Annotated in this window: 16 protein-coding genes; 7 read left to right on the top strand and 9 right to left on the bottom strand. The window is 46.4% G+C overall.

The window, feature by feature from the left end; translation table 11 throughout:
• Window positions 1-60: 60 nt before the first annotated feature.
• The 3 genes from HUJ22_RS13410 to HUJ22_RS13400 all read right to left on the bottom strand — a co-directional run bounded on the left by HUJ22_RS13410 (window position 61) and on the right by HUJ22_RS13400 (window position 3,903).
• On the bottom strand, window positions 61-1,500 hold the full coding sequence (locus HUJ22_RS13410) for an amidohydrolase (RefSeq protein WP_290878209.1): 1,440 nt from the start codon (window positions 1,498-1,500) through the stop codon (window positions 61-63).
• Between the two features lie 111 nt (window positions 1,501-1,611).
• Window positions 1,612-3,114, bottom strand: a complete 1,503-nt coding sequence (gene glpK / locus HUJ22_RS13405) for a glycerol kinase GlpK (RefSeq protein WP_290878208.1) — start codon at window positions 3,112-3,114, stop codon at window positions 1,612-1,614.
• Between the two features lie 51 nt (window positions 3,115-3,165).
• A complete protein-coding gene (locus tag HUJ22_RS13400) occupies window positions 3,166-3,903 on the bottom strand; it encodes a transporter (protein WP_290878207.1) in 738 nt (245 codons plus the stop codon).
• A gap of 120 nt (window positions 3,904-4,023) precedes the next feature.
• On the opposite strand from HUJ22_RS13400, the gene mnmE reads away from it, so the two are divergent.
• From mnmE to cysM, 4 genes are all read left to right on the top strand, one after another.
• A complete protein-coding gene (mnmE, locus tag HUJ22_RS13395; protein ID WP_290878206.1) occupies window positions 4,024-5,397 on the top strand; it encodes a tRNA uridine-5-carboxymethylaminomethyl(34) synthesis GTPase MnmE in 1,374 nt (457 codons plus the stop codon).
• Between the two features lie 12 nt (window positions 5,398-5,409).
• Window positions 5,410-6,168 (top strand): hypothetical protein, encoded by a 759-nt coding sequence (locus HUJ22_RS13390; protein ID WP_290878205.1) that lies wholly within the window; start codon window positions 5,410-5,412, stop codon window positions 6,166-6,168.
• 107 nt (window positions 6,169-6,275) lie between these two features.
• Complete coding sequence (gene epsC / locus HUJ22_RS13385; RefSeq protein WP_366871103.1) at window positions 6,276-7,097, top strand: serine O-acetyltransferase EpsC; 822 nt, start codon at window positions 6,276-6,278, stop codon at window positions 7,095-7,097.
• A gap of 27 nt (window positions 7,098-7,124) precedes the next feature.
• The gene (gene cysM, locus HUJ22_RS13380; protein ID WP_290878203.1) at window positions 7,125-8,012 is read left to right on the top strand and encodes a cysteine synthase CysM; all 888 of its coding nucleotides are present in this window, start codon (window positions 7,125-7,127) and stop codon (window positions 8,010-8,012) included.
• Between the two features lie 58 nt (window positions 8,013-8,070).
• Here cysM and HUJ22_RS13375 read toward each other — a convergent pair whose 3' ends face one another.
• Together HUJ22_RS13375 and secG are read right to left on the bottom strand one after the other, a co-directional pair.
• The gene (locus HUJ22_RS13375) at window positions 8,071-9,054 is read right to left on the bottom strand and encodes a carboxypeptidase-like regulatory domain-containing protein (protein ID WP_290878202.1); all 984 of its coding nucleotides are present in this window, start codon (window positions 9,052-9,054) and stop codon (window positions 8,071-8,073) included.
• Window positions 9,055-9,234: 180 nt separating this feature from the next.
• On the bottom strand, window positions 9,235-9,609 hold the full coding sequence (gene secG, locus HUJ22_RS13370) for a preprotein translocase subunit SecG (RefSeq protein ID WP_290878201.1): 375 nt from the start codon (window positions 9,607-9,609) through the stop codon (window positions 9,235-9,237).
• Between the two features lie 97 nt (window positions 9,610-9,706).
• On the opposite strand from secG, the gene HUJ22_RS13365 reads away from it, so the two are divergent.
• The gene (locus HUJ22_RS13365) at window positions 9,707-10,630 is read left to right on the top strand and encodes a mechanosensitive ion channel domain-containing protein (protein ID WP_290878200.1); all 924 of its coding nucleotides are present in this window, start codon (window positions 9,707-9,709) and stop codon (window positions 10,628-10,630) included.
• Between the two features lie 77 nt (window positions 10,631-10,707).
• On the opposite strand, the gene HUJ22_RS13360 is transcribed toward HUJ22_RS13365, so the two are convergent.
• Window positions 10,708-11,391 carry an SOS response-associated peptidase family protein gene (locus HUJ22_RS13360; protein ID WP_290878199.1) on the bottom strand — a complete coding sequence of 228 codons (684 nt, stop codon included), beginning with the start codon at window positions 11,389-11,391 and terminating at the stop codon, window positions 10,708-10,710.
• A 158-nt stretch (window positions 11,392-11,549) separates the two neighbouring features.
• On the opposite strand from HUJ22_RS13360, the gene HUJ22_RS13355 reads away from it, so the two are divergent.
• Window positions 11,550-12,458, top strand: coding sequence for a type II CAAX endopeptidase family protein (locus HUJ22_RS13355; RefSeq protein WP_290878198.1), 909 nt, complete (start codon window positions 11,550-11,552; stop codon window positions 12,456-12,458).
• A gap of 149 nt (window positions 12,459-12,607) precedes the next feature.
• Here HUJ22_RS13355 and HUJ22_RS13350 read toward each other — a convergent pair whose 3' ends face one another.
• Both HUJ22_RS13350 and HUJ22_RS13345 read right to left on the bottom strand, forming a co-directional pair.
• Window positions 12,608-14,263: a DEAD/DEAH box helicase gene (locus tag HUJ22_RS13350; protein ID WP_290878197.1), complete on the bottom strand. Its 1,656-nt coding sequence runs from the start codon at window positions 14,261-14,263 to the stop codon at window positions 12,608-12,610.
• Window positions 14,264-14,442: 179 nt separating this feature from the next.
• A complete protein-coding gene (locus tag HUJ22_RS13345; protein ID WP_290878196.1) occupies window positions 14,443-14,598 on the bottom strand; it encodes a hypothetical protein in 156 nt (51 codons plus the stop codon).
• Window positions 14,599-15,384: 786 nt separating this feature from the next.
• Between HUJ22_RS13345 and HUJ22_RS13340 the strand changes: the two genes are divergently transcribed.
• A complete protein-coding gene (locus HUJ22_RS13340; protein WP_290878195.1) occupies window positions 15,385-16,950 on the top strand; it encodes a Na+/H+ antiporter NhaC family protein in 1,566 nt (521 codons plus the stop codon).
• Window positions 16,951-17,014: 64 nt separating this feature from the next.
• Here the strand turns inward: HUJ22_RS13340 and HUJ22_RS13335 are convergent, their stop codons facing one another.
• Window positions 17,015-17,224, bottom strand: coding sequence for a hypothetical protein (locus HUJ22_RS13335; RefSeq protein WP_290878194.1), 210 nt, complete (start codon window positions 17,222-17,224; stop codon window positions 17,015-17,017).
• Window positions 17,225-17,254 lie beyond the last annotated feature (30 nt).

Below are 17,254 nucleotides of genomic sequence, written 5' to 3'. Positions count from 1 at the left end.
AATAGACTGTAACATAAAAGGCTTCTCCAGAAATGAAGAAGCCTTTTTTATATCTGGCAATTAGTCCTGATCAAAATCCAGTGGTGGCGGGCCGGGCGGTACCATCCCTTCATATACATAATCGCCTTTGCGCTCCCTGAATTCAGCTTTTACTTCTTCAACCAATTCAGGTTGCTCGAATAAATCAACCATGGTCATGGCTAAGGCTTTGGCTGCATATTGCATTCCTTTATGGCCGATAGACATCCCGCTTGTGGCTACTACAGCCCAGGAATGCCACGGAGTTCCCTTAGGAGCAACCGTTGCACTCAAGCGAATGGTTGGAGCCACAAAACTGACATCCCCCACATCTGTAGATCCGCCGGAGGGATGTTCTTCTGTTTCCTCCAGCGGATTAATCTCCATATCCAACCCTACCACTTCACTGTTCGTTGCTTCCTGAATTTTCCGGGCAAAATTTTCTTCTTCCTCGGTATAGGTAATGGTTCCCAATGCTTCCAGGTTTTTCTGTAAAGCCGCACCGCCTGTTCGGTTCACCAATATCTCATGTATCCCCGAAATCAATGTGATCTTATAGTCCACATTAGCCATTATGGAAGCGCCTTCAGCTATCCGTTCTACTTGCTTCCATACTTTCTCCATGCCTTCCCGTCGAGTATCCCGCACCCGGGTCCATATTTTGGCATAATCAGGAACTACATTCACCACTTTTCCTGCATCTTGTATATGATAGTGAATGCGAACCGTGGGTTTTATATGCTCCCGATACATGTTAATACCGTCGGTATAAAGTTCCAGGGCATCCGAAGCGCTTCGTCCATTCCAGGGATCAGAAGAAGCATGGGCTGCCTGACCTTCAAACTCTACCAGGAAATCAACCAGGGCCAAGCTGCTTTGCACATTGGCTTTTGTTTCCGCACCGGGATGCCAATCCATCACTACATCCACATCATCAAACAATCCTGCACGAATCATCCAAAGTTTTCCAAAAAACTTCTCTTCGGCGGGAGTTCCATAAAATCGGATCGTCCCTTCAAACTCTCCTTTTTCGATTAGCTCTTTTATACTCACGGCAGCACCAAGCGATGCCACTCCAAATAAATTATGACCGCAACCATGTCCACCGGCACCTTCAACAAGGGGACTTTTATACGGAACCGCCTTCTGAGATAACCCGGGAAGCGCATCAAATTCACCCAGAATACCAATCACAGGTTCTCCGCTTCCGTATTCCGCTACGAACGCAGTCGGTATTTCACCTACCCCCCGGGTTACGCGAAATCCACGGCTTTCAGCATACGATGCCAACGCTTCTGAAGAATGATCTTCTTTAAAAGCAATTTCAGCATGTGACCAGATTTCATCACTCAGTTCAATCAGGGAATTTGATTGATTCTCAACGGAGGCTACAACGGCTTTTTTGTTGGGGTTTTCGATAGCCTCTTGTGCAGTAACCGGAACTGCCAGCAAAAGGAACCCCAGGACGGTAATTATTCTCATAATCAGTTAATTAATTAGGATAAATGTTATCCGAACATACATAATGATCGGGGCTAAATGAAATTGAGAATTACATGATAATGTCCAATTAATTGAGCTTCCTGACGATAATTAAGCAGGCTTAATTTCTGTCCAGTATTGAGCTGTTTTAACGGCTTGTTTCCATTCGCTCATCATCTTACTAACTTCTTCAGCATTTCGCTGAGGGGTAAATTCTTTCTCCATGCTCCAAAGCTTTTGTATTTCTTCCGTCGATTCCCAGTACCCTGTTGCCAAACCGGCCAGATAGGCGGCACCTAAAGCCGTCGTTTCCACCGTTTTGGGACGAATCACTTTACTTTGAAGTAAATCAGACTGGAACTGCATCAAAAAATCATTGGCCGTTGCCCCTCCGTCTACCCTGAGTTCCTTAATTTCCATTCCGGCATCCGCCTCCATCGCTTTCAAGACATCCATGGTTTGGAACGCCATAGACTCCAGGGCGGCCCGGGCAATATGTGATTTATTGGTTCCCCTAGACAGCCCGACAATGATTCCGCGGGCATCCTGATTCCAGTATGGGGCTCCCAATCCGGCGAATGCGGGCACAAAATAAACTCCGTCGGTGTCATCCACTTTTGTTGCAAGCGACTCTACTTCCGACGAAGAATCAATCAGCTCAAGGCCATCACGCAGCCACTGTACTACCGCGCCGGCTATAAACACACTACCTTCAAAGGCATACTGAATCTTTCCGTTAATTTTCCATGCAATAGTAGTGAGGAGGTTATTTTCGGACTTAATAAACTCATCTCCGATATTCATCAGCATAAAGCAGCCGGTTCCATAGGTATTTTTAACCATCGCTTTGTGGATGCACATTTGCCCAAACAAGGCTGCCTGCTGGTCCCCAGCAATTCCGGCGATTGGTATTTTTGAATCAGAAATGGCTGCGGAAGTCTCCCCATATACCTCACTCGATTGCCTCACTTCGGGCAACATGTTTTTGGGAACGTCAAACAACTCAAGCAGCTCATCATCCCATTCCTGTGTTTTGATATTATACAGCATAGTTCGGCTAGCATTGGTTGCATCGGTAATGTGAATATTTCCTTCCGTGAGTTTCCAAACCAGCCAGCTGTCAATCGTTCCAAAGGCCAGCTTTCCGGCTTTCGCTTTTTCGCGAGCTCCTTCCACATGATCCAGAATCCATTTGATCTTGGAGCCTGAAAAGTAAGCATCGATGATCAGCCCGGTTTTATCCTGAATCATATCCGTATGGCCGGCAGCTTTTATTTGGTTGCAAAATTCAGCCGTTCTGCGATCCTGCCAGACAATCGCATTGTAAACAGGCTCACCGGTTTCCCGATTCCAGACAATGGTGGTTTCCCGCTGATTGGTAATGCCGATGGCTTCAATGTTCGTCGCATTTAACCCCATTTTTTCGATAGCTTCCGCTGCCACCCCGGCCTGAGTGAACCATATCTCGTCAGGATCATGTTCAACCCATCCCGATTTTGGAAATATTTGCCTGAATTCCTTTTGAGCTACCGATTTTATTTCTCCTTTCCTGTTAAATATGATGGCACGGGAACTGGTAGTTCCCTGATCTAAGGCTAAAATGTATTTTTCCATACCGGCTGATTGACGAGGTTATATTTAAGTGGATTCAACTTCTTTAGCAGATCAAAATCCTTTGGCAAATCCTGCTCCCAGAAAAGTGATCTCGTTTTCTGTATCGTAACCAAAATTGACATCAAGCTGAGCACCGCTGTTCAAGCCGAACGTAAGTCCGCCTTCTACCCAGTGCTGTTCAAAGCCACCGTAATACATTCCTGCATACCCCAGGTATCCGGCCGTATTATCAGATATCGCAAAACCCGGAGTAAGGGTAAACAACCAGCTGTCATCAACATTACCGACACTAAAACTGTATCCAAGATTTGAAGAAATGCTCATGTTTTCATTTAAAGCGTGATCGGCAAGCAAACCTAACGACGGCACAAATTCATCACTTGTGAATTCATCGGAACCAACCGGCAGACTCAATTCTGCCAAAGCTGAAATACTTGGTTTGTCAGGACCGGAAAGCAGATTGTATTTAACTCCAACACCCATGTCCTGAAAACCCGAATAGGATCGGCTTCCTCCGATTAATTCTTGATCAACCGAAGTGTAGGAACCCATCAAAGCTCTTAACTCAAGCTTCTCATTTATACCGTATCTAAGCACCAATTGCCCGGCATCATACTGTTCGTTAAAATCTGAATTGCTGAATTGAAAACCGGCTTCCAGACCAAGCATACCTTCCGGCGTTATAAACGAACCATTCCCAATTCCCGGGCGGTCCGGTGAAAAGCTTTGAGCCTGAATTGCAGTAGCGACAAAAAAGGAACATAATATCAGATATAATATCTTTTTCATAGGGTTGTATTTATTGTGGTTAGTTGAGCTGAATCTACATAATGGATAGCATAATTTGAATTTTGATTTTAAAAAATGAGTCACTTCGTCTTTTAATTACATCCTGACTATCTTTGGGCCATGACAGAAATCACACAAAAACCACCCATCGCCGCCATTGCCACTCCTGTTGGGGAGGGCGGTATTGCCGTCATCCGTGTTTCAGGGGATAATGCTATCGCAAAAGTAAATGAAGCGTTCAAAGGCAAGGACCTCACCACTCAGGATTCCCATACGGTACACTTTGGAAAGATCATGAATAAGCAGGGCTTTCCGGTGGATGAAGTCTTGGTTACGCTTTTTCATTCCCCCAGATCTTATACTGGAGAAGAGACGGTGGAAATTTCATGTCACGGCGGGGTTTTGGTTACGCAATCGGTACTGGAAACTATTTTGGCGCTTGGAGTGAAATCAGCTGAGCCCGGAGAATTTACGCAGCGGGCATTTTTAAATGGAAAACTGGATTTGGATCAGGCCGAAGCGGTGGCCGATCTCATTCACGCCAAAAGCTCCAAAGCAGTCGATGCCGCCCATCAGCAGCTGGAAGGCCGGCTGGGAGAACACATTAAGAAATTCCGGCAACAGATCATTGATGCCACGGCCATGGTTGAGCTGGAGCTGGATTTCATTGAAGAAGACGTTGAATTCGCCAACAAAGAACAGCTGCAAAAGTTACTGGAGGATCTGGATTCCGAAATTACCGGCTTACTGGAAACCTATGAAACCGGCCGTTTGGTTAAAGACGGAGTAAAGACCGTTTTAATTGGACGTCCCAATGCAGGTAAATCCACCTTACTGAATACATTGGTGGGAAGCGACCGCGCCATTGTCACCGAAATTGCCGGAACCACCCGCGATACCATTGATGCGGACTGGAGTTATGACGGATTACTCTTTAAACTCATCGACACGGCCGGACTCCGGGAAACGGAAGATGTAATCGAGGCCGAAGGGGTGAAACGTTCCCAAAAAGCCTTTGAACAAGCCGACCTGGTAGTTTATCTAAAAGATTTGTCGCATCCGTTCAGTGAAGAAGAACGCAGGGAGATCGGGGAATTTCAGTCGCGGGCCAAAGATACTCCTTTTATCTTGATTGGCACCAAAGCTGATATCGAGTCTGATACAGAATGGCGTACAGAATTTGATCTCAAAATTTCCGCCCTCGAAGGTGAAAAAATCAAAGAGCTGAAACAGTTGCTCAAAGACCGCGCGCTGGAAAATAAACACTATGATGCATCCAGCCTGCTCGTCACCTCCACCCGTCATCGCGATGCCCTCCAAAAAACCAAAGAACATGTACAATCGGCACTCAACGCATTGGCTCAGGGTATGACCGGCGACTTTCTTTCTATTGACCTTCGGGCTGCTTTAAAAGAACTTGGAACCATTACCGGCGAGATTACCAATGAAGATGTACTAGACTCGATTTTCTCGCGGTTTTGTATCGGTAAGTAAACCCTTCATGCCATGAAAACACTATACACCCTGACTTTACTGTTACTCCCTTTATCCGCCTTTGCACAACCTGATTTTGAAACTTTGCAAAAGCAATGGGTACAAACATTACAGTCAGGCGAGTCCTCCTCCGATTTTTATTGGGAAGGCCGTAGTTTCACCTATGCTGAAATTGATTCCTCCGACTCAGGAAGTTTTATTCGATTGGTTAAATCTCAGAGAAACCCGGGAATTAAAAGCTATAAACACCGGCGAGTATTTCGCCATGCTGATGATCGGTACCTTTCTGCAGGAAATCTGATCACGGATAAAAATCAGTTGGTTTTGCTTACCGGATGGCGCAATGTAGGTGGAAACTGGAAAAAGGAAATTGATATACTCCTGACCCAAAAATCACCTTCAAGTCAGGTGGATGAAAAACGGATTAATGCCCTGGACACAGAAAGGGAGAAATGGGTGACCTTAGCCAATCAACACAATCCAGAGGCGCATATCGAAGTTTCATACACTGAAGACGCCACCTATTTTGGAAACGGGCGAAAGTCGGCAGGCAGAGCCGAAATTGCTGATCGATATTCTTACATGGAAAACCCCAATTACGAGGTGGATTTGGAAAACGAGCAGCTTTGGAATATCTCGGAAGGACAAGTGCTTGAAGTCGGGCGATATTTTACCGGTTCGGTACGCAGCGGGGATGGCGGCATTTATGTGATCCTTTGGGAAAAGCAAAGCAATGGAAGCTGGCAAATTGCCCTGGATTTTAATTTTTAAGAAAAAGGGAATTCCCAAAATCCCGCGAACTGATCCGGGGACTTTTAATGTTACCTATTTAGGAATTCACCAATAGCTTCACATAACCGACTATAATTTTGGATAACATACACTCCTTTATCAAAGAACTGGCAAAAGCCCATCAAGACGTTTCCAAATGTCCGCCCCCGGAAATGGTCATTACTTTTTTTGATGATCTGCTGGGGTTGTTATTCCCGGAATTTGCTTTCAACCGTTTTACGGATGAACATGAAATACAAGAACAACTGCAGCACTGCAAAACGGAGCTGAGAACCATACTCGATCATAACAAAGAGTGTGTTAAAAGCGGGTTAAGCGGATTGGAAGATACCTTCTTTGAGCAACTTCCCGGAATTCGACAGCTGCTGCTGCAAGATATTGATGCTATTTTTGACGGAGATCCGGCGGCTAAAAGCAAAGCTGAAGTCATTCGCACGTACCCCGGATTTTATGCCATGGCCGCCCACCGTATTGCGCACGAACTGCTTAATCTTGGTGTAAACCTCATTCCCCGCATTATTTCGGAACATGCCCACCGGCAAACCGGAATTGATATCCATCCCGGAGCCGAGATCGGGGACCATTTTTGTATTGATCACGGTACCGGTGTTGTAATCGGAGAGACCACGAAGATCGGCTCACACGTAAAACTCTATCAGGGAGTGACCCTGGGAGGATTGAGCGTAAACAAAGAAGATGCCCGTAAAAAACGTCATCCAACCATTGAGGATAATGTGGTCATATACGCAGGGGCAACTATTCTGGGCGGGGATACAGTTATCGGTGAAGGCAGTATCATCGGCGGTAATGTCTGGCTGACAAAAAGTGTACCCGCTAATTCCAAGATCTATTACCAGGCTAAAATGTCCAACTCCGAAGGTGAAACGGATACGATTATTTATAAATAGCAGAATCATTTCTGAAAACTCATACTCATGAAAATCGAAGAACTCATAGGCAACACCCCGCTTATTGAATTGCAGAATATTCCAGTCAATAAAGCGGTAACCATCTACTGTAAGCTGGAGGGTCAAAACCCGGGAGGCAGTGTTAAAGACCGGGCAGCTTTGGGGATGATCAACGGGGCGCTGGAGCGCGAAGATATCAAGCCCGGTGATACTTTGGTGGAAGCCACCAGCGGAAATACGGGCATTGCCCTTGCCATGATCGCTGCCATGAAAGGGCTCAACATCAAGCTGCTGATGCCGGAAAGTGCCACAGAGGAACGCATCAAATCCATGAAGGCTTTTGGGGCTGAAGTAATCCTCACCCCTGCGGAAAAAACCATTGAGTATTCCCGGGAACTGGCTCAGGAAATGGCCGATGAGCACGGTTATTTTCAACTCAATCAATTTGCCAATCCCGATAATTATAAAATGCACGAACGCACCACCGGCCCTGAGATCTGGAGAGATACTGACGGCAAGATCACGCATTTTGTATCCGCAATGGGAACTACCGGAACCATCATGGGCGTATCCCGGTATTTGAAATCCCAAAACCCTGACGTACAGATTGTTGGAACTCAGCCTACCGACGGGTCCTCCATCCCCGGAATCCGCCGATGGTCACCCGAATACCTGCCCAAGATCTTTGAAGCCGAACGTGTTGACCGCACCCTTGATGTAAGTGAAAAGGAAGCCACCGTGATGGCGCGAAGAATGGCTAAAGAAGAAGGTATTTTTGCCGGCATGAGTAGCGGAGGAGCACTCGCTGCCGCACTTAAAGTAGCTGAAAATTTAGAAGAGGGCGTGATTGTATGCATCACCTGCGACCGCGGTGACCGCTATTTAAGCTCCGAACTTTTTGCAGATAATCGGTAATAAAAAAAGTGCAATACCTGTCCGGTATCGCACTTTATAGGTTAGCTCGATATTCTTTTTAATAACTTTCCAGCTGAGTAACTGCGTCGGTTCCAAAATCCATCAGCTCCATGGAAGACAGGTTTTCCCCGTTATCTTCAGAAACTTCATACTTCACTACGGCGCCAGGCACTTCATTTGAAGAAACCCGCCACATCTTCATGGAAATACCTGGAGCAACCCCAAAGTTCAGTAAATCGGCTGTAAAGGTATTGGCCGGGACAGTTACGGATATATTTTCTTCCGAAAGAGCCCCTTCAACCGATTCCTGTGTTAATTGCTGCGGTTCATTATACCATCCTTCCGAGACCGGCTTCTCCTGCGCTTCATTATCTCCGATTTTTTCTCTTAATCGGACAATGGAATTGCGATCTTCTGAAAATAAAACCTCGGCAATGTATTGTTCATCTTCTTCCCCGGAGCCGTCCATCATGATGATTTGCCACCACTGCTGACCGTTATCAAGCTGTTTCAAAAATGCTTTTTTCATATAAGCACCCTCCGAATCATCCGTGCGCCATTTCGTCCATCCACCTTCAGCATAATCCTCCAGCTCCAACTGATAACCGTAGCCCGTAAACAGATAATTGAACATCATCGGATACATATTCATACTGCCAAAGCTGATACCCGAAAATTCTACCTGATTTGCCAGTTGAGCCGTAATGGTCTTACCTCTGTCAGCCGGCATGGTTATGATGGTATTATTAGGCATATAATTATCTGCCAAAACAGTAATGGAGTGAATGCCTACACTGCCAAAGCGAACCTTGGCCTTACCATCTGCATCAGTAGATGTTTTACGTCCGTTTGAAGCTTCTACCTGAGCTCCCTGAAGAGCATCCCCGTTCATATCCAGGACTTCCACTTCTACTGAATTAATAGGCACCTTGTTAAGCAATTGGGCGCCGGGATTACTGCAACCGGCTGCCACAAACAATGCAACCATGGTTAAAGCCGAAAGCATCCGTGAATTTCTATTCTTTGAGTTGTACCGCTTCATAAGTTCTGTTTAATAGGGTTTTTGTTCTCTCTTTTACATACGTACCCATAAAACAAAAAAGCTCATTTAAAAATCATCCTGCCCCTGAGCCTGATATATGTGCAAAATCCTTATTAAATAAAAAAAGCCCCTCACATAAACTATGTGCGGGGCTTTAAATTCTTATAAAACTTAAGCGGTTTAGTTCTCGCCGTCGTCTTCTGAATTACCTTGATCTTGCTGCTGAGGAATGGCCGGCTGTGTTTGTGAAGGCGCTTCAATAGGCGCGTTCACCCCACCGGGAACTCCTTCTTGTAAAATACTGCGATCTACTTCACCGCGGTCGATGGCAAAATTAGCAAGTACGCATAGTGTTAAGAAAATGGCCGCAAGTATAGAGGTAGCTTTCGAAAGCAAGTCTGCTGTTCGGCGTGCACCAAGTCCGCCACCGCCACCGATGGCACCGGCTCCACCCATTCCGGAAATTCCTTGTCCCTGTCCGGGTTGCAAAAGCACCACCACGATTAACAGGAAGCAAATAACAGCAATAACTCCTACAATAATATTATAAAGCATGTAATTAGATTCTTATCTTTTTTTGAAGGATGAAAAGATACCCAATTTTGCATACTATCCCAAGCATTCGCTACTCAAAATTAATTAAATCGTCCGGATGGAAGAATTCATAAACAATATTACCGAATTTATCGCCGGTTCCCCGCGTATAGCCGTGCAAATAGTAGAAAGCTTAGTCATCATCCTTGTATTATGGGCTATAAGATTATTTGTCGTCGGGGTTCTTCGAAGAAATATAGAAAACAAAAAAACGGTCTATAAGTGGCGTAAAAACACCACCTACATCGCCTTTTTTATCGGAGCCTTGATTCTTGGGCAGATTTGGTTTGCTGCTTTAGGTTCATTGGGTACGTTTTTGGGATTACTTTCTGCAGGTATCGCCATTGCCCTTAAAGATCCTGTAACCGACATCGCTGCCTGGCTCTTTTTGATTTGGCGAAAACCATTTGATATCGGTGATCGCATTCAGGTAGGCCAATCCAAAGGAGATGTCATTGATATCCGTGTGTTCAAGTTCACCATTTTGGAAATAGGGAATTGGGTGGATGCCGATCAAAGTACCGGACGGGTGATTCATGTCCCAAACCATAAAATATTTTCCGACGACATTGCCAATTATACCAGTGATTTTGAGTTTATCTGGAATGAGATGGGGGTACTGGTGACTTTTGAAAGTAACTGGAAAAAGGCAAAACAGATTTTAGAGGAAGTAGTAGAAGAAAATATGCAGGAATTTGTAGAACAAGCCCGGGAGGAAGTCAAGAAAGCCGAAAAGTCGTACCTGATTCAATACCGCTACCTCACCCCTATAGTTTATACCAGCGTCAAAGACAGTGGCATCAATTTATCCATCCGGTATCTGTCAGACCCTCGAAGACGCCGCGGCATTTCACAAGCTATTTGGGAGTCGGTTTTAGACCGCTTCGCCGAACATGATGACATTGACTTCGCCTACCCAACCATTCGCTATTACGACAACCCAACGGAAGGCAAGCCCGGAACTACCCCCACAGGAAATTAAAAATTCAAAATTAAAAATTGGAGGGCTTAAAAAGCCTCTTCTTAATTTTTCACTTTGAATTTTTAATTTTTAATTCCCTAACCCTCATCCTCTACGTCATAATTGCGAAGTTTGGGAATAGGCTGAATAAGCTCTTTAGAATTATTTGCAGGATCATTCACCAGCTCAGGCACTCTGAAAACCGACATATCCGGAAGTAAGTGATTCCCGGAAAATCCTTTTTTAAGCATCCTAACTCCCTCTCCCGTTAACCATTGGTCATATTCTTTGGGGTCCAGTATCACCGGCATGGTATGATCAAGCGGTTCAACCAGGACATTCGCGGGCATGGTCAGCACGGCAAAGGAATGCAAAGTACGCCCCTCTTTATTCTTGTAGGAAGAAAAAATTCCTGCAAAGCCCGAAACTTCCTGCGACAGCACCCTCAAATAAAACGGAAGCGGATCATCCACCGTCTCTTTCCATTTATAAAATCCGGAAGCCGGAATAATACAAGGGGATTCCACTACAAGCTCTTTCAGAGTATCTTTTTTTAAAACCTTCTCATGATCTGCCTCAACAAGTATCTTTTCTTTCCCGTCCTGTTTAAGCCCCCAGACGGAACTTACAATCTGCCTGCCCTCTCCCTTGGGAATCACAATCGGCATAATATTTCCTGAAATGACGTTATAATTCGGCTCAAAAAGGCTGTCCGAATTAGACTTCACGCCAAAGGTTTCTTCAATAACAGATTTTTCGGCTTCAAGTACGTATCTCTTCATATCGTGTATTTTGTTTACTTTCACTCAATCTATTGAATTAGAAACTCAAAATTAAAGATTAAAAAATCCCTTCTTTCTTTCTCATTTTTAATCTTTAGCCTTTAATTTTTCAATTTTAATCCCTACCTAAGCATCCCAACATCCATTAAACTCTGTTTATGCTAAATCCATTTTTTAATAAGGAAGAACAACGCCTGAGAGCCTTATTTCGGGTACTGATGTTTATTCTGTTATTCGTTTTCGGGATGGGTGTTCCTTCCCTTATTCCCTTTACCTCCCTTGAATTTATTGGAAGGGCCCTTCTCACCCTGGGATTATTTTATGTGATGTACCGCTTCGTCGACCAAAGGTCATGGTCCTATTCCGGATTAAACATGGATAAAACATGGATAAAAGAGTGTGTGGCCGGGATTTTAATCGCCGGACTCACAATGGGCCTGATCTTTTTCACTGAATGGCTTACGGGCGGATTAGAAATCACCGGATTTGGATGGGAACGCAGCGGTCAGGTTTACTGGCTGATTCCCTTATCGGTTTTCTTTATTCAAATGATATCTGTCGGGTTTTATGAAGAAGTGATGGCCCGCGGATATCTAATCCCCAACATCACCGAGGGCTTTACTTTTGACACCATTACTCCCCAAAAAGCCGCCATTATTGCTGTCGTCGTCAGTTCCGCTCTTTTTGGGATTGCCCATGCCGGAAACCCCAATGCTACAATCACCGCTGTTGTTAACATTATACTGGCCGGGGTGATGCTGGCCGTTCCCTTCATCATAACCGGACGATTAGCCCTGCCCATCGGCCTGCACTTCTCCTGGAATTTCTTTCAGGGCGGAATTTTTGGGTTCCGGGTAAGCGGCAAAGAAGTCCGCAACTCCATCTTTCAAATTCAGCAGGGCGGACCCGATTGGTGGACCGGCGGTGCTTTCGGCCCCGAAGCCGGTTTAATAGGCATTTTAGGAATTTTATTGATTATGGCCCTTTCCATCATCTACCTAAAGAAAACAGGAGTGAAATTAGAATTCTCAGAAGCCTTTTCGACCACGTTTAAAGGAAAAGATTGAACGCGGATATCTCATTATCGGTCCATGGTTCTCCGTCCTCCGGCCCTGAAATCAGCAACTTCCTCACCTCCCCAAAACAAAAAAAGGCGCATCAACTGATGCGCCTCTAAATCTGTGCAATCCCTAAATCACAAAAAACCTGTGATCTCTTAGTCGAACAGTTTTTTAATCCATCCGAAAGCGCCTTCTTTACCGCTTGGAGTTGGACGTTTGTCTTTCCCTTTGCCTTCCTTACCGCCGGAAAGTCCATCGTAACTAGGTCGCGGGAGTCCGTTGGATTTCTTCTCTTTTTTCTTATTCGGCTTTTTACGGCGCTTGCGATCGTCATTCTTTTTGTCGTGGCCTTTGCTCTTTTTATCGTTATTAGAGCTTTTCTTTTTCTTGTCGGATTTCTTGCCGCGACTTTTTTTCTCTTTCACTTCTTCCGGAAGCGGGATTTCGGTGGGAGCATAGCCCACTTTTTTCACAATTTCATCGATGTCGTCTTTATCCATTTTGGAAACTAAAGACACCATCCGTGCCGCTTTGCCACTCCCGACCAACTCGGCGCGGTACTTGTATTCTTCCACTTCGTTCGGCACATCATAGTTTATGACCTGCTTCACTTCATCCAGTTCAACTTCCGTGGCCGACAATCCGCCAACCAACAGGATTTTCATGTCGCCGGAGGTGAATTTTCCGAAGCGCTCGTTATAGTATTCTTCCTTCAGTCCCTCGTTGATGCTGACTACACCCCATCCTTTTTTGCGGATGATACGGAACAGCCGGTCTGTAGTCCGTTTGGAAGCAGCAAAAACGACGATTTTATCGGTCAGAGTTTTTTCAAGGTGCGCAAGTAAAGTTGAAATCTTGGCTCTGGGGGGTACGTAGATATAAGCCTGAGTCAAATCTTCAGGAACCGGATCGGGATCTACTTCTTCATCATTTTCCTGATCCTGATTTTTGGCTTCATCCTTCGGTTTTTCCTCTTTCTTCTTCTCTTCAGGATTCAAAACCACGCTTACACTCGCTTCCTTGAGCTTGCGGTTCACCTCTTCCTGATCGAGTTCAAAAGCTTCCTGCTCTTGTTTTTCTTTCTCTTTCTTATCCTCTTGGGCATCGGATGAGGAGTCTGCCTTGGTTTCTGCTTCACGGTCGCCGGAATCTTCTTTGGTATCGGTATCTTCCGCAGCTGTTTCTGCTTCGGATTCATCAAAACCAATCACTTCCGGTTCATTCTGAAGGGCCTGGGAAAGCTGTTGTGTAGCTTTGTTATTGGATTTGGAAAAAATAAGCGTCTGAGGTTCTCCTTCCACCAGCTGCATGATATCCTTCACCCGGTTCACCAGGTTATAGTTCTCCATGCCGTGGGCTTCGTCAATAATAACGAGATCCACGTGGGGAAGCTTAAGCTTATTAGTATCCAGTATTTCAATTAGCCGGCCGGGGTTTGCTACCACAACCGGTGCGCCATCTTTTATTGCTTCTTCTTGCAAAGTGCGAATTCCTTTCATGGAAAGCGCCGCGCTGCTGATTTGAGCATGGTAGCCCATAGCCCAAACCGTTTCGTCTATTTCCTTAACTCGCTCAATAGATGGGGTTAATATTAAAACTCGTGTGCCAGAAACCTCTCCGTTGGTCGTCAGTTTTTGTAATGCAGGTATCAAAAATACTCCATCATCACCGGCTTCATGTTTTACAAGCATATGTTTGCCTTGCAGTGCCGGTGGAATAACTTCATTTTGGAGAGGTGTGGGTTCTTCAATTCGTACGTCGGCCAGCCCGCTCAATAGTTCGGGGCTGAGGCCAAATTCTTCAAAAGACAATGGTTACACCTCTTTCATTTTTGGCGTTATAGTTCAATTTTCAAAGATCGTGTCTTTTCTAAAAGACTTCTCAATATACAAAATTTGTGAAGGAAGCTCAGGGAATATTTCCCAAAGACTCGTTTTCAGCGGAATAATGGGACTTCAATTTTGTTTTTTATACGTGTAAGAACTGTTGCTCAGATATTCCAGGGGCCAAGTACCAAACATGCCTGGATGTCCGTATCAGGGAGATTGCCGCGTCGATCAACCTCCCAACCCTGCATTCCGCTTCCCGGGCTCCCCGCAAGGAGAGGACTTGTATAGGATGAAATCGTTTTTATAGAATGAGTCATCGCGGGCGCAGTGGATACGGAGACCCGCGATCTCCTTGATTCGAGCAAAGTTAGTCAACAACGTGGTTGTGGTGAGGGCAATCCATGTGGAGGGAGATCCCGGTTCGGCACCTCCGCTTTGCTGCGGTTTGCCCGGGATGACGGGTTCTGAATAATTATTATTATGATTGGAGTTAGAATTTTGAAAGTCTCCCCTTGAGGGGAGATAAATCAGTCAGCCGTTCCTGTCCCGATTTTTTCGGGATGAGGGGTGTTGGCGCCAAGGCTTCGGATTCCTGAATTGATTTATAACAAAGCCATTGGAGAAAATGATGATGTGTAGAATAATTTTGCCCCTGGCGCCAACACCCTCCGTCTTGCTCCGCATTCGCTGCGCAATCCACCGCCAAGAGGTAAAAAATCGTCCATCGCTAATCGGTCCATCGGTTCATCGCATTTCAATTCAACACCATCAAGAGCTTCCGAGCTGGCGTTACGAAGAAGGAGCTTCATAACAAGATAAAATGAATAAAACTGTCTCAAAAAGGTTGTCATCCCGAGTGCGTGCCAAAAAGCAAAGGGCAACACCGGTGAACACGAGGGATCTCAAGGGCTAACCTACTTGCCATATCTGAGTGTGAGATCCTTCGCGTTAAATTCCTCCCCTGCATTCCACCACCCGGACTCCTCGCAACGACCGGACCTTTTTGGAATTTGGTACTTGGTACTTGGAACTTCAACCCCACAATTTGTCATTTCTCCCGCCAATTGCTACCATCCAATGCACCATAACCAAGCCTGACACCTATGAGCGCCGACTTTGCCGGAACGACGAAGAAATGGAAAGACCCTGAAACACGACGACGTATTGGAGTCGGAGCCGTATTGGCGCTCGTTATCGCCGGGGTATATGCCGGGGTGAACCAGGTTTTTCCGGAATATGACGGACACTATGGCATTTGGTCCATTATGCCGCCATTGGTTGCCATTGTGCTGGCTTTTTACACGCGGGAAGTGGTCAGCGCCCTTTTCATCGGGATTTGCCTGGGCGGGGTGATCTCCGGACAGCTCAACATCGTACAGGATTTTTTGATCCCCTCCGTGGGCACCGAAAGCTTTGCTCTGATTATCATCGTTTATTTATGGGCTTTGGGAGGATTAATCGGGATCTGGACCCGAACCGGCGGAGCCGAAAAATTTGCCGCATGGGCCAGTCAAAAAATGGTGCGCGGACCCCAAACCGCCAAATTCTTCACCTGGATGATGGGCCTCATCTTCCACCAGGGCGGAACCATCAGTACCGTGCTGACCGGAGCCACCGTTCGTCCCGTAGCCGACAAACACCGCGTTTCGCACGAAGAACTGGCCTATATGGTCGACTCCACCGCCTCACCTGCCGCCACCCTCATTCCGTTCAACGTGTGGCCGTTTTATGTGGGAGGATTGATCCTCGGCACCTTACCCATGTTTGAAACCACACAGCAAAGCGTTTCCTTTTTCTTCACTGCCCTGCCCTATAACTTTTACGCCATCTTCGCCATTTTGCTGACGCTGCTTTTTGCCTGGGATAAATTCCCTTTTGTACCCGGAAAGAAAATGAGGGCCGCCATCAAAAGAGCACGCGCCGGGGGCGGACTTGATCGTGAAGAAGCCACCCCCATGGCCGCCGATGAACTCACCCAGAATAAAGTCCCCGAAAGCTACACGCCCGGACTCATCGATTTCTTTGGGCCCATTGGCACGTTATTAGGAGTCGCCATTATACCGTATCTGGTCACCCGCTTTGCGCTGAATATGGGCGAAGATTCTATCCTCCTGATCGCCGAGGCTTTTGTACTGGCGGTATTGGTTGGATTCGGCATTGCCCTGACCAAAGGCATGAAGCTGCAAGAAGTGATTGACGGATTTATAGACGGCTGTAAAGGAGTTACCATCGGGGCCATTATACTGGCACTGGCCGTCACGCTGAAAGAGGTGGCCGATGCCGTAGGTACCGCGCCTTATGTGGTGGATTTGGTCGGGGATGTCATCCCGCCGTTTCTACTGCCGGGACTGCTGATGGTGCTCTGCATGCTCATTGCTTTTTCCACCGGTACCTCCTGGGGAACCTACGCCGTGGTGTTTCCCGTGGCTATTCCACTGGCCTGGGCCGTCGTTCCTGATCCGTTTTTCCTCACCCTCTGCTTTTCAGCCGTGATTGGCGGATCCGTTTTCGGTGACCAATGTTCGCCCATTTCCGACACCACCATCCTCTCCTCCCTCGCCACCGGCTGCGACCTGATGGACCACGTCCAAACCCAGTTCCCCCTGGCCATCCTCGCCGGAACCCTGGCGGTCATTGCCTATGCGGGCATGGTTATTTTGTTTGTGTGATGAGTGGGAGTTGACCAAAGGCAATGTCATCTCCCAGACATGCCCCCAACAAACCCACAACCCGTCATCCCGCACGAAGCGAATGCGGAGATGCGGGATCTCCCTTCGATGGCAACCGGGTTGTAAAAGCATTTTCTTTGAAAAGCATGTTACCCTCTTCATGGAGATTCTTCGCTGCGTCTCCCTGCCGGTCGGCTTGCTCAGAATGACAGGGGTGGTTGTTAACCCTTAGCCGTCCTTCGGACGGGCTTTGTGCCGACAGCGGCCGGGGCACACCGGAGGCTTGCCTCCTGATGGATATAAA

This window comes from Gracilimonas sp., from assembly GCF_014762685.1.
In the GTDB taxonomy this organism is placed as follows: Bacteria; Bacteroidota; Rhodothermia; order Balneolales; family Balneolaceae; genus Gracilimonas.
This window is presented reverse-complemented; position numbering and strand designations above follow the sequence as displayed.